Annotated in this window: 9 protein-coding genes; 3 read left to right on the forward strand and 6 right to left on the reverse strand. The window is 46.7% G+C overall.

What is annotated here, in order from left to right; all coding sequences use genetic code 11:
• Window positions 1-4: 4 nt before the first annotated feature.
• From nrdB to ubiG, 4 genes are all read right to left on the reverse strand, one after another.
• Complete coding sequence (nrdB, locus tag MO387_RS12170; protein ID WP_006081731.1) at window positions 5-1,135, reverse strand: class Ia ribonucleoside-diphosphate reductase subunit beta; 1,131 nt, start codon at window positions 1,133-1,135, stop codon at window positions 5-7.
• An 83-nt stretch (window positions 1,136-1,218) separates the two neighbouring features.
• A complete protein-coding gene (nrdA, locus tag MO387_RS12175) occupies window positions 1,219-3,507 on the reverse strand; it encodes a class 1a ribonucleoside-diphosphate reductase subunit alpha (protein WP_107947649.1) in 2,289 nt (762 codons plus the stop codon).
• Between the two features lie 526 nt (window positions 3,508-4,033).
• On the reverse strand, window positions 4,034-4,705 hold the full coding sequence (locus MO387_RS12180; protein ID WP_107947647.1) for an HAD-IA family hydrolase: 672 nt from the start codon (window positions 4,703-4,705) through the stop codon (window positions 4,034-4,036).
• A 1-nt stretch (window position 4,706) separates the two neighbouring features.
• Entirely contained in the window at window positions 4,707-5,417 is a 711-nt protein-coding gene (ubiG, locus tag MO387_RS12185) for a bifunctional 2-polyprenyl-6-hydroxyphenol methylase/3-demethylubiquinol 3-O-methyltransferase UbiG (RefSeq protein ID WP_006086768.1), read from the reverse strand.
• A 385-nt stretch (window positions 5,418-5,802) separates the two neighbouring features.
• On the opposite strand from ubiG, the gene gyrA reads away from it, so the two are divergent.
• From gyrA to MO387_RS12200, 3 genes are all read left to right on the forward strand, one after another.
• The gene (gyrA, locus tag MO387_RS12190; protein WP_012197215.1) at window positions 5,803-8,553 is read left to right on the forward strand and encodes a DNA gyrase subunit A; all 2,751 of its coding nucleotides are present in this window, start codon (window positions 5,803-5,805) and stop codon (window positions 8,551-8,553) included.
• Window positions 8,554-8,689: 136 nt separating this feature from the next.
• Entirely contained in the window at window positions 8,690-9,781 is a 1,092-nt protein-coding gene (gene serC, locus MO387_RS12195; RefSeq protein WP_107947645.1) for a 3-phosphoserine/phosphohydroxythreonine transaminase, read from the forward strand.
• Between the two features lie 421 nt (window positions 9,782-10,202).
• The gene (locus tag MO387_RS12200; protein WP_107947643.1) at window positions 10,203-11,123 is read left to right on the forward strand and encodes a LysR family transcriptional regulator; all 921 of its coding nucleotides are present in this window, start codon (window positions 10,203-10,205) and stop codon (window positions 11,121-11,123) included.
• On the opposite strand, the gene MO387_RS12205 is transcribed toward MO387_RS12200, so the two are convergent.
• Both MO387_RS12205 and MO387_RS12210 read right to left on the reverse strand, forming a co-directional pair.
• Window positions 11,120-12,022 carry a YjjW family glycine radical enzyme activase gene (locus MO387_RS12205; RefSeq protein WP_199908724.1) on the reverse strand — a complete coding sequence of 301 codons (903 nt, stop codon included), beginning with the start codon at window positions 12,020-12,022 and terminating at the stop codon, window positions 11,120-11,122. The two genes, MO387_RS12200 and MO387_RS12205, sit on opposite strands and share 4 nt — an antisense overlap.
• A complete protein-coding gene (locus MO387_RS12210) occupies window positions 11,994-13,544 on the reverse strand; it encodes a YjjI family glycine radical enzyme (protein WP_107947632.1) in 1,551 nt (516 codons plus the stop codon). The genes MO387_RS12205 and MO387_RS12210 overlap by 29 nt, the downstream gene beginning before the upstream one ends.
• Window positions 13,545-13,670 lie beyond the last annotated feature (126 nt).

Here is a 13,670-nt window from a genome sequence, read left to right on the forward strand (position 1 = left end):
TGTCTTATAGATCGAAGTCGAGGAACTCATCACCATCAACCGCTGAGTCGATTTGGCCGACAAGGTATGAAGAGACTTCAACTTCCTGTGGTGCGACTTGCACCGCATCGCTTTCTAACCAGTTTTTCATCCAAGGTAATGGATTGGTTATTTCAGGATAAGGTTGTGGCAGGTTCACCGACTTCATCCGTTGGTTAGTAATAAACTCAACGTATTGGCAGAGGATCTGTTCATTCAAACCTATCATAGAGCCGTCTTTGAACAGGTATTTTGCCCATTCTTTTTCTTGCTCAGCGGCCTTGAAGAATAAATCGAAAGCTTCCTGTTGGCATTCTGCGGCAATTTCACCCATTTCTGGATCGTCTTTACCGCCTTGCATTATGCTTAAAATATGCTGAGTGCTGTTTAAGTGTAAGGCTTCATCACGGGCGATTAAGCGAATAATTTTCGCGTTACCTTCCATTAGCTTACGTTCAGCAAAGGCAAATGAGCAGGCAAAGCTAACATAGAAACGAATCGCTTCTAGGGCGTTGACTGACATCATGCACAGGTACAAGGCTTTTTTCAGGGTGCGGGTGTTGACTATGACTTCTTTGCCATCGATAACATGGGTACCCGCGCCGAGTAAATGGAACACTTGAGTCAGTTGGATCAAGTGATCGTAGTAAGCGGCGATATCGGTCGCACGGCTTAATATTTCTTTGTTCACGACGATATCGTCGAAGATCACTGAAGGATCGTTAACGATATTGCGAATGATATGGGTGTATGAGCGCGAGTGAATCGTCTCAGAGAAAGACCAAGTCTCAATCCAAGTCTCTAGTTCAGGCAGCGACACCAGTGGCAAAAAGGCCACATTGGGTGAGCGACCTTGAATCGAGTCGAGTAAGGTTTGGTATTTCAGGTTAGAAATAAAGATGTGTTTTTCATGATCGGGCAATGCACCGTAGTCAATCTTATCGCGACTGACGTCTACTTCTTCCGGTCGCCAAAAGAAAGATAACTGCTTTTCTATCAGTTTTTCGAACACTTCATATTTTTGTTGATCGTAACGAGCCACGTTGACCGATTGACCTAAAAACATAGGTTCACGGGTGGCATCGTTGGGTGTCTGACAGAAGGTAGAGTAGGCCATGGTGCTATTTTCCAATGGATAGGGATCCACTCAATCGGGATCCCTATACTTTTTATTTGTAAGAGCCGCGTTAACGTTAAAGACTAGATTTTACACGCGCCGCCGGCGCAACCATCGTCTTCTTTCTCTAAATTGGTGATGTCATCGTGTGAATCCGACGCACCATCGCGAGTGTTATGGTAGTAAAGCGTTTTCACACCTAACTTGTAAGCATTGAGCAAATCTTTCAGCAGGGTTTGCATCGGTACTTTACGGCCTTCAAAACGAGAAGGATCGTAGTTAGTGTTGGCCGAAATCGCTTGGTCAACGAACTTCTGCATGATACCCACTAGCTGTAAGTAACCGTCATTACTTGGCATTTTCCATAGCAATTCATAGCTATCTTTCAGCGTATCGAAATCTGGTACAACTTGTTTTAGCTGACCGTCTTTGCTCGATTTCACGCTGATAAGACCACGTGGTGGCTCGATACCATTGGTCGCATTGGAGATTTGCGACGAGGTTTCTGATGGCATTAATGCCGACAGCGTCGAGTTACGCAGGCCATATTGCTTGATATCGCTACGCAGTGATTCCCAGTCTAAGTGCAATGGTTCGGCACAAATTTTATCTAGGTCACGTTTATAAGTATCGATTGGCAAAATACCTTGAGCATACGTGGTCTCGTGGAATAACGGACACGCACCTTGCTCTTTGGCTAAGTTCATCGAGGCTTTCAGTAAATAAAACTGAATGGCTTCAAAGGTTCTGTGGGTCAGATCGTTCGCGCTGCCATCGGAATACTTCATGCCATTTTTCGCTAAGTAGTTAGCGAAGTTAATTACGCCTATACCTAAGGTACGGCGATTCATCGAGGCAAGTTGTGCTGCCTTGATAGGATAATCTTGATAATCCAGCAGATTATCCAGTGCGCGTACCGCGAGGTCGGCTAATGGCTCAATATCAGATAATTCTTTGATTGAACCTAAGTTGAGTGCTGACAGCGTACAAAGCGCGATTTCACCATTAGGATCATCGATGTTGTTCAATGGTTTTGTCGGCAGGGCGATTTCAAGACACAGGTTAGATTGTCTGATCGGCGCGACTTTAGAATCGAACGGGCTATGGGTGTTGCAGTGATCCACGTTCTGAATGTAGATACGGCCGGTTGAAGCGCGTTCTTGCATCATCAGTGAAAACAGCTCAACTGCCTTTATGGTTTTCTTACGAATGCTGCTGTCTTGCTCATATTGCACATATAAACGTTCGAATTCGTTTTGATCTTCAAAGAAAGCATCATATAAGCCAGGTACGTCAGATGGGCTAAACAGGCTGATGTTTTCGCCTTTGATCAGACGTTGATACATGACTTTGTTCAGCTGCACACCGTAGTCTAAATGACGGATACGGTTGTCTTCGACGCCGCGGTTATTTTTCAATACCAGCAGAGATTCGACTTCTAAGTGCCAAATAGGGTAGAACAGGGTCGCAGCACCGCCACGCACGCCGCCTTGAGAACACGACTTCACTGCGGTTTGGAAATACTTATAGAAAGGTAAACAACCTGTGTGGAAGGCTTCACCACCACGGATTGGGCTACCTAAGGCGCGAATACGACCGGCGTTAATACCGATACCCGCACGTTGGCTGACGTATTTCACGATAGACGAAGCGGTCGCGTTGATGGAATCTAAGCTGTCACCACATTCGATCAGTACGCAAGAGCTAAACTGACGCGTTGGGGTGCGCACACCGGCCATAATTGGCGTTGGCAGCGACAGTTTAAAAGTTGATACCGCGTCATAGAAATCTTTAACGTATTTCAGGCGCGTCTCTTTTGGATAACGGGCAAACAAACATGCCGCGACCAAAATGTAGAGGAACTGCGCGCTCTCGTAGATTTCGTGTGTCACACGGTTTTGAACTAAATATTTGCCTTCAAGCTGCTTTACCGCTGCGTAAGAGAAGTCCATATCGCGCCAATGGTCGATATAGGTATCCATCACGTCGAGTTCTTCGCGGCTGTAATCCTGCAGAATGTGCATGTCATACTTGCCAAGCTCAACTAACTTAGTCACGTGAGTATACAGTGCTGGCGGCTCGAATTGACCGAAGGCCTTCTTACGCAAATGAAACACCGCTAAACGGGCGGCGAGGAACTGATAGTCCGGTGATTCTGGAGAAATTAAATCCGCCGCCGCTTTGATAATGGTTTCATGGATGGCTTCGGTTGGGATGCCATCGAAAAACTGTAGGTGCGAGCGAAGTTCAACTTCAGAAACAGAAACGTTTTTTAATCCCTTGGCTGCCCAAGTAATTACGCGGTGTATTTTTTCGAGATCGATATTCTCACGATCGCCACAGCGTTTTGTGACTGTCATAGTGCTATTCATTTGGAGATAGGCCTTGGTTCTTATATCTATTTAGGTGAGCAAGTTCACCGTACGTATCCTTGTAAAACAATCAATAACCGTCCCTTAAATACTGCTGACTGGTTGAAAACGAGTCAATTAAGCGGCGAGCTTTTAGTGTGTCTGATTGCTACCTATACACAAGATATGGTGTTTTAAATTATCTGGGATACAAGATAGTGAGGTTTGCCCCTATTTGCAAGTCTGAATTCAGGGGACATCTTGTGGATAAGTTGAGGATAAGCTTTCGCGTTAGTAACGACTAACCTTGAAGCTCAATTTCAGGTTAGTGTGTCGCACTCATGGGGGATTTTTAGGCGATCTTTTCTTTAGATCGCGATCGCGCACAAGTGCCGATCTTTTATCCGCCGACCTTTCGCCGCCTGATTTTATTCGCAGGTAAAAATTAGGCAAACACACTTATGTGCATCTGCATAGTGGCTTTAGCAAAAGGTTTATCTTTGAGTGTCATTGTGAAGTTTTTTAGCCGTTTTATTGGCGAGTTTTTCTAGGCAAATGCTTCGACTAATGCCTGATGTAACTCAGTTGGGCTGACAAAGTGTGCGTGAGCTGGCCACTGCGATGGCTTGTCGTTGACACCCAGATAACCCCATAGGGCAACGCCGCCTAACATGCCCGCCGCCTTAGCTGCTAACAAATCCCGCTCGGCATCCCCAAGATACAAAATGTGCTCTGGAGCGCAGTTCAGTTGCTGAGCCCCTAACAACATAGGTGCTGTGTGGGGTTTTGGGTGTTTGGTCGAATCGCCACTAATGATAACGGGCATACGTAAGTGTAAATTCAGTTTTCGCAATAAGGGACGGGTAAAGCGGGCTGGCTTGTTGGTGATCACCCCAAACGGCAGGTGAGTTAATTCGAGCCAGTCGAGTAATGCTGCAATGCCCGTGAATAGCGCACAGTGATCGCCATTAATGCGCTGATAGTGGGCGAGCAGCCCTTGTTGAACTTGAGTACGAAGATCATCCGCCGCATTGGGTATCGCCGCATCGACTAAGGCAAAACTGCCGTGGGATGCGGCGTAGCGCATGGCCGCTAACGGCTGCGCGGCGATGCCGACGTCCTGAAGACTTAAATTGAGGGCTTGCACCAGATCCGGCGCGGTATCGGCTAAGGTGCCGTCGAGATCGAACAGTACGCCTTGGATCTGTGCCAGACTCATATTAATCAACCTTACGCGTCGCTATCATGTAATTGACATCAACTTTAGGCGTGTATTTAAAAATGCCCGTCAGCGGGTTGTAGCTGATGCCTAATGCATCGGTACAGATAAGGTCGGTATTGTCCACAAGCTCAATCAATTCCGAAGGCTTAATGAATTTTTTATGCTCATGGGTGCCAACCGGCAGCATCTTCAGCAAATATTCTGCGCCGAGAATCGTGTGCACATAGGATTTAATGTTGCGGTTGATGGTGGAGAAAAACACAAAGCCACCGGGTTTGACCATGTCACAGCAAGCCTTGATCACAGATTGTGGATCGGGCACATGCTCCAGCATTTCCATACACGTCACCACATCGTAATAGGCTTGATGATCTTGGCTGTGGGTCTCGGCGGTATTTTTTACATAATTAATGCTTACGCCCGTTTCGAGGGCATGTAGGCGGGCGACTTCTAAGGGCTCATCACCCATGTCGAGACCATCAACCTCGGCACCGATACGGGCCATGCTTTCAGATAAAATCCCGCCGCCGCAACCAACGTCGAGCACTTTCTTACCGAAAATGCCGCCAGCAGTTTGATCGATATAATTTAAGCGCAGCGGGTTTAATAGATGCAGCGGCTTAAATTCACCGTTGAGATCCCACCACGTTTCGGCCATACGTTCAAACTTTGCGATTTCCTGTGGGTCCACATTGGTATTCTGATGCATGCTATTACCTGAAGTAGCTGTATTGTGCGGCTATTATAACGACTATGTTTGATAAACAAAGTGTTCGACAGAGCTAAGCCCTTGTGGTTGAGTGAATTTTCAGCAGTTTTCTGCTTTTATGTTAATTGTTGTGCTCCGTATCGACCTTTTACTTCATCCCTTTGACGATTTTTTCTCATCCTAAGCCACGAATTTCAACGCTGGTTTATCGCTCAAACGACCAAATTGACAGTGTTTTCATCTATTAAGCCACCAGACTCTCAATTCGATAAGGATAGGTCTGGCGACATTAAATAACTGTGTTAGAATGCCAAATCACGTTTTTGGGCTAGGCAATGATACGGATTATACGTTGTCGGCTATTTTTCAGGGGAACGAGCAGTTTATGACTGATCTGGCATCATCTATTTCGCCAATTAATATCGAAGACGAACTAAAGAATTCGTACCTTGATTACGCCATGAGCGTTATCGTGGGACGTGCATTACCAGACGTGCGCGACGGCTTAAAGCCGGTTCATCGCCGCGTTCTGTTTGCCATGAGTGAATTGAAGAACGATTGGAACAAGCCTTACAAAAAATCTGCCCGTGTGGTCGGTGACGTCATCGGTAAATATCACCCTCATGGTGACTCTGCTGTTTATGACACTATCGTCCGTATGGCCCAGCCATTCTCACTGCGTTACACCTTAGTAGACGGCCAAGGTAACTTCGGTTCGGTCGACGGTGACTCAGCGGCGGCAATGCGTTATACCGAAATCCGTATGGATAAGTTAGCGCACCAATTACTGGCCGATCTTGAAAAAGAGACAGTGGATTTCGTCCCTAACTACGACGGCACAGAACTCATTCCAGCTGTACTCCCCACACGCGTACCTAACCTGTTAATTAACGGTTCATCGGGTATTGCGGTTGGTATGGCGACCAACATCCCACCACACAACCTAACGGAAGTCGTGAAAGGCTGTTTGGCACTGATTGAAGAACCTTCACTGTCAATTGAACAGTTGATGGAATACATTCCTGGTCCGGATTTCCCAACTGCGGCAATTATCAATGGCCGTAAAGGCATTATTGATGCCTATAAAACCGGCCGTGGCCGCGCGATCATGCGTGCACTGGCGGATGTGGAAACCGAAGATAATGGCCGTGAACGCATTATCGTCACTGAAATCCCTTATCAAGTGAACAAAGCCCGTTTAATCGAGAAGATTGCCGAGCTGGTTAAAGATAAAAAGCTTGAAGGGATCAGCGGTCTACGCGACGAGTCTGATAAAGACGGTATGCGTATCGTTATCGAAATTAAGCGCGGCGAAGTGGGCGAGGTGGTATTAAACAACTTGTATGCTCAAACGCAAATGCAGTGTTCTTTCGGGATTAACATGGTGGCCCTGACCAATGGTCAGCCTAAACTGTTTAACCTGAAAGAAATGCTCGAATGCTTTATTCTGCATCGCCGTGAAGTCGTGACGCGCCGTACCGTATTCGAATTGCGTAAAGCTCGTGAGCGTGCCCATATTTTGGAAGCGCTGGCGGTTGCACTGGCTAACATCGACCCGATTATTGCACTGATCAAAGCCTCGCCAACGCCTGCAGATGCCAAAGTTAAATTGGTGGAGCAAGGTTGGGAATTAGGCCACGTTCAAGGCATGCTGGAAAAAGCGGGCGATGACGCCGCGCGTCCTGAGTGGTTAGAGCCACAATACGGTATCCGTGACGGTCAATATTTCCTGACTGAGCAACAAGCTCAGGCGATTCTGGAACTGCGTTTACACCGTTTAACCGGTCTTGAACACGATAAGATCATTGCTGAATACGAAGAGCTGCTCGAATTTATCGCGGGTCTGCTGTTTATTCTGCGCAGTCCTGAGCGTTTGATGGAAGTCATCAAGGAAGAGTTAGTTCAAATCCTTGAAGAATACGGTGATGCTCGCCGTACCGTGATCAATGCTAACGAAGTCGATATGAGTCTTGAAGACTTGATCAACGAAGAAGACGTTGTGGTGACACTGTCGCACTTAGGTTATGCCAAGTATCAACCATTGACCGATTACCAAGCCCAGCGCCGTGGTGGTAAAGGTAAAGCGGCAACTAAAGTAAAAGACGAAGATTTCGTTGAAAAACTGTTAGTTGCCAATACCCATGACACCATTTTGTGCTTCTCTGACTTTGGTAAGATGTACTGGCTCAAAGTGTATCAATTGCCATTAGCGAGCCGTACGGCACGCGGTCGTCCAATTGTTAACTTGCTGCCGTTATCCGATGGCGAGCGCATTACTGCGATTCTGCCAGTACGTGAATACGCGGCTGACAAGTACATCATCATGGCGACCTCACACGGTACTGTGAAGAAAACCGCACTAACAGCTTATAGCAACCCACGTGCAAACGGCATTATCGCCGTTAACCTGAAAGACGGTGACCAACTGATCGGTGTCGATATCACTAACGGTGATGACGAAATCATGTTGTTCTCGAACGAAGGTAAAGTGGTTCGCTTTGGTGAGAAAGTCCGTGATTCTGAAACCGGCGAAGTGAAAACCGATCCTGAAACTGGTGAAGAAGTTCTGTCGTTACGTCCTATGGGCCGTACTGCAACAGGCGTTCGTGGTATCCGTTTAGAAGAAGGTCAAAAAGTCGTGTCGCTAATCGTACCCAAAGGCGATGGCGCGATTCTGACTGTAACTGAAAACGGTTACGGTAAACGGACTCAACTGTCTGAATACCCAGCGAAGAGCCGTGCGACTAAAGGTGTGGTTTCTATCAAGGTGAGCGAACGTAACGGCGCAGTTGTTGGCGCAGTGCAAGTGGGTCTTAACGACGAACTGATGCTCATCAGTGATAAAGGCACCTTAGTGCGTACACCAGCGGGCGGCGTGTCTATCATTGGCCGTAACACGCAAGGTGTGACGATTATCCGCACCGCGGGCGACGAGAAAGTGGTTGGCCTGCAACGTATCGACGAAATCCAAAGTGATGAAGATGAAGTCGAGCTGGATGAAAACGGTTTACCGATTGTTCCTGTCATTATCGAAGGCGAATTAGCCGACGAGGCTCTTGATGAAGAGCTGGATGACGAAGAAGAGTTGGACGAAGATGAAGACGAGCTTGCTGATGATGAGCAAGACGAAGAGTAATTAAGTGTCATATTAACGAGCGTCCAATTGGACGCTCGTTTTTTTAATGGCATTGATTGTTGGTAGCATTGTTCGTTTTAGAATGGTTTCGTATTTATCAATACATACATCATGGTTGGGATTAAGGAGAGTGTCAGTGAGCGCGATTTATAATTTCTGTGCTGGACCTGCAATGTTACCCGCAGCGGTAATGAAAAAAGCACAACAGGAATTACTTGATTGGAATGGCCAAGGCGTTTCCGTGATGGAAATCAGCCACCGAAGTAAAGAGTTCATCGCGCTGACCGAGCAAGCCGAGTCCGATTTACGTGAACTGATGCAGATCCCTGCAAATTACCATGTGCTATTTATGCACGGCGGTGGTCGCGGCCAGTTCTCTGCTGTCGTGAATAATTTTCTCGGCGAGCAGGGTAAAGCCCTGTATTTAGTCAGTGGCCAATGGTCATCTGCCGCGTTAGTAGAAGCGCAGAAACTGGCGGGTGAAGCACAAATTGATAGTCTGAATATTGTTGAAAAACACAATGGACTCAATGCCGTTGTCCTACCTGACTTACATAAAATCGATGCCGATTACCGCTATGTTCACTACTGTCCAAATGAGACAGTAGATGGTATCGAAATTTTTGACGAATTAGACTCACCATGGCCAATTGTTGCCGATTTATCATCAACAATCATGTCCCGTGAAATCGATGTCAGCCGCTACGGCTTGATTTACGCCGGTGCGCAAAAGAACATAGGTCCATCGGGTCTGTCGATAGTGATAGTACGCGATGACATGTTAAAACTGCCGAGTTTACCGCAGTCGTCCATCATGGACTATCGTCTAGCCGTCGAGCATGATTCTATGTTCAACACGCCACCAACCTTTGCTTGGTACCTTGCCGCTGAAGTCTTTGCTTGGCTGAAATCGACTGGCGGTATTTCGAGTATTGCGAAAATTAATCAACAAAAAGCGCAGATGTTGTATCAATGCATTGATGGTAATGCTTTCTACCGTAATGGTGTTGTTGCAGCGAATCGCTCACAAATGAACGTGACTTTCCAATTAGTCAACGAAGCGCTCGATAGTGAGTTCTTAAAGCAAGCACAAATTGCCGGACTCGTGGCCCTCAAAGGTCATCGTATCGTAGGCGGCATGCGTGCTAGCCTTTACAATGCGATGCCGCTCGATGGCATAGTTGCCTTGGTCAAGTTTATGAACGAGTTTGCGGCGAAACATAGCTAGGCTTAGCTATCTATTTAGTCACTCACTAGCTTGCGGCGTTTAGCGCCTAGGCTTTGCTGCCTGCAGATAAACGTTATGCTTATCGAATGTTTATCATCAGCTAGCCATTCCAAGTTAGCTATCCAAAGTTAGACATCCCAAAAGCGAATGCTCAAATGCATTCGCTTTTTTGTTGGCTGTAATTTATCGATTATTGGCGTTTGGCGTTAAGCAAGATGAACTTCGGAAGAACCTTATATTAAAGATAACTTGGATTAGAGATGGCTGGGATTAGAGAGGGCGGTGTGCAAGCCTGTGAGCTGGCGCGCATTACTGGGGAATATTCTCAGCAATATGTTTGGTTGGTTGCATGCTATTGTTTATCATGCTTAAAAGTACGCGTTTGAGTGTGCATAGAAGATAAACCAATAGGATGTCACAGATGGATTTGGCCAAGCTTTCGCGCATTAGTATGAAGCATTTGATCACTTTGCATGTGATGCTCGATACTCTGAGCGTAACCGCCAGCGCCGAACGATTATGTCTTAGCCCCTCATCCGTCAGTAAAACCTTAAGCCAGCTCAGGGACAGTTTGAACGATGAACTGTTCTACCGTAACGGCAACTCACTGGTTGCCACACCTTTGGCAAGACGATTAGGCCCAAGCGTGCAGCAAATGATCAATGATATGAATCAGATCATGAGTCAAGATGCGTTTAATCCAACACATTTTGAGGGGCGTTTTTCACTTGCGATGCGCGAAAGCACCTTTGAACTGCTGGCCGCCAAATTAAGTGCCCATATTCTCAATTTGGCCCCCCATATCCATCTCGATATTTATAGCAAAGACAATATCGGTTTCGATGGTCTTATTAAAGGCTCGTTAGATTTTGTGCTGTTACCCCATGATCTGAGTCAACCTAATCCTCTTCAAGACGATCTGGTGTGGGAAACCTTGTTCAGCGATGAAATGGTCTGTCTGATGAATTCGTCCCATCCCTTGGCTAAACAGCCGCAGATCAGCTTCGATAATTACCTAAGTTACCGCCATATTGGCATTACCGATACGGATCTGAGTACGCCATTTTTTGATATTTTGCTCGCCCAGCAATCTAAAAAACGTGCTGTACCCATTTCAGTCCCTGATTTTGGCAGCGCAGCGTTAATGTGTCACCACAGTGAACTGCTTTTCACCTGCTCGCGCCGCTGGGCATCCATTGCCAGCCAAGCTAAAGGCTTAACCGTCAAGTTCTTACCGATAGAATATGGCAAAGTGGCTTACAGTCTCGTTTGGCATAGACAAAGTATGAAGGACCCCGCGCTGCGCTGGCTTTACGAGCAAATTTTGCTTTGCAGTCGTTAAATATAGCAAGAGGGCAAGATAAGATTGGTAACGCCTCGCTTTGCAAGCTTTGCGGCCAAGCGTTCAATATCGGTTTGTGTGCAGCTTGGCCACGTTAACGCGTCGTCGACAACACCATGGTGATGAAAGGCGTTTAATTTAACTCGTGCATCCGCACCTAGCTGAAGCTGAAGCAAATAGGTCGCCAGCGCTTCTATCTCCTGTTCATAATCCGTGATGCTCGGAATGTGCAGTAATCTCACTTCATACAGTTTTTGCTGCTGCGCCAATAGCTGAATGGATTTGAACACGGCATGGTTGTCGCGACCAGTAATGTATCTATGGGTATCTTGCTGCCACGCTTTGAGATCCACCATAGCGCCATCTAAAAAGGGCAGCAGTTTATGCCAACCAGTTAGACTCAAACTGCCATTGGTATCGAGCATACAACTCAAGTGTGATAAAGATTCAGAGGCCTTAATCCCTTGAAACAACTCAATAATAAACGGTAGTTGCAGGCTCGCTTCGCCGCCGCTCACCGTAATGCCATTAATAAAGTGACGCTGACTGTGCAGAATCCCTAGTATTTCTTCAACTGTGTAATGCGTGACCTTAGGGCTCGCTTGTTTCGGGCATACGGCAAGACAGGTATCGCATTGGCTACAACGCTCACTATCCCAGCGAATACGAGGCTTGTTATTGAGGTTTATCAATGTCAGCGCATTGTCAGGGCAGGTAGCGACACAATCGCCACAGGCATCGCAAAAGCCTATGGTATGTGGGTTGTGACAGTTTTTGCATTGGTAGTTGCAGCCCTGCAGGAATAACACGAGCCTGCTGCCAGGCCCGTCAACGCAGGAAAAGGGCAATAGCTGACTGACCATTACTTGCCTATTCAGAGACACAAGGGGAGTGTTCATGGGCTATGACTCTTGCTTGGCGTTGTAATATCCCCGTATTAACCGCAGCTTCTGCGGCTAAGCCTGTGGTATTGAGGCGTGAGCCACATTGCTTAAATGCTTCAATGTCCGAGCGTTTTACCATATAGCCGGTCACGCGCATTAAATCGTTAGAGGCGACATTGGCGGTAAATTCCCTAAAACCTAACTCAAGCGCCGCTTTACACAGTTGGAACATAGCTTGTGGATTGGATTTTACAGTTTCATCGATAGTCAAAATATCGCTAATCCCCGCCGTATAATACTGATGATGTTGCGCTAAGGCTTGAATGTGAGCGATGGGATTAGGTTCAGTACCATAGGGAATGCGAACGCCTGGAGTAACGTCTTTGTCGATACTGATGCCGCCCTGTGAATGCAGCAGTGCTCGTCCATGGTAGCCATGCGCGACGGGTGTGGATTTCACTATGGTATCGAGCGCAGCAGAAATACGATAGCCCAGCTGATTTGCATCCGTTTCATGGCCATATTTCGAGTGTTTAGCTGATTTAACTTCTCCACTGGCCGTGAATGATTGCAGAATATTCACCGCTTCCGCCATGCCGTAAATGCCAAACATAGGCGCAAAACGCGACTCATCAATCAATTGTTCTTTAACTAAAAAACTGTCAAAAAAGTGTGATTCTTGATGCAAAAATGCCGAGCGCGCCTCGATAAGTTCAAAGGTGAGTGAGCAGTAATTTGGCAATGCAGTATCAAAAAAATCGTTTATAGAATTTGCCTTTGAAGCAACTTCTTTAAGATTGAGCCGCACTAAGGTATTGGCGCCGCCCGCTAACGGCAAGGCATTGTAGCAACTGACAATCCCAAAGCCGCGCTCATCAAACGCACTGGCATGCAGAGGATAATTGGCGATATGCGGCTTACTGCAGTGACAAATATTGGTGGTCGCAAGCAGCAACAAATCATCCGGCGTGACGGCGGGGTCGTACATAAAGGTCAAATTGGGGGCAACTTGTTTTAACTCGGCATCAATGCGCAGTAGGGTGCGACAAACAATGTTGTCTGTCGGGCCAATATTTACGTGCATAAAGGCGTCAGGCAGGGTTCTGTCGAGCATGATCCAGAACAGTTTAAGTTTACGATAAAGGACTTCCGCATCCATTCCTTCGGTGAAAGGCATTAATATTTCATCCAGCTGACCTAAATACACGGGGATATTGGTCACCGATGGCACATGATGATACAGAATCGTTAAGGCATTGATGGCTTCATCTAAATCCTGCGCCGGTGAAAGCTCTAAATATTCTGAACCTTGCTTTAGATAGCGGGCATAATCTGGCAACACATAGCGCGGTTTAAAAGGCGCATGGCCTTCAAACATATCGCAGATAATGCCGTCATTCATCGCGGCTTTTACCTCAGTCGATATCGGCATGTAGGGCAAGCTCGCCTCTGCCTCCAACGCCAAATAGTTGGATTTTTGCTTAGGTGAAAGCTGCGGGTTGGTGACGATTTGCACTAATTTATCTTGTAATAACATGGCGGAATATCCACAAGTTCTATGATGACCACTAATCTACTGGGCAGGTCTGGCTTTAAAAAGTGAAAATAGCCGCAGCCCTGATTGATGAAATGGAAATCCGCCGACCGAGGTCACAACTTGCGA

It is taken from the genome of Shewanella sp. N2AIL (assembly GCF_022690845.1).
Lineage (GTDB): Bacteria > Pseudomonadota > Gammaproteobacteria > Enterobacterales > Shewanellaceae > Shewanella > Shewanella baltica.

Coding starts and splice junctions, on each gene's coding strand:
- nrdB (WP_006081731.1), bottom strand. CDS start 1,135: ATGGCCTACTCTACCTTCTGTCAGACACCCAACGATGCCACCCGTGAA.
- nrdA (WP_107947649.1), bottom strand. CDS start 3,507: ATGAATAGCACTATGACAGTCACAAAACGCTGTGGCGATCGTGAGAAT.
- MO387_RS12180 (WP_107947647.1), bottom strand. CDS start 4,705: ATGAGTCTGGCACAGATCCAAGGCGTACTGTTCGATCTCGACGGCACC.
- ubiG (WP_006086768.1), bottom strand. CDS start 5,417: ATGCATCAGAATACCAATGTGGACCCACAGGAAATCGCAAAGTTTGAA.
- gyrA (WP_012197215.1), top strand. CDS start 5,803: ATGACTGATCTGGCATCATCTATTTCGCCAATTAATATCGAAGACGAA.
- MO387_RS12200 (WP_107947643.1), top strand. CDS start 10,203: ATGGATTTGGCCAAGCTTTCGCGCATTAGTATGAAGCATTTGATCACT.
- MO387_RS12205 (WP_199908724.1), bottom strand. CDS start 12,022: ATGAACACTCCCCTTGTGTCTCTGAATAGGCAAGTAATGGTCAGTCAG.
- MO387_RS12210 (WP_107947632.1), bottom strand. CDS start 13,544: ATGTTATTACAAGATAAATTAGTGCAAATCGTCACCAACCCGCAGCTT.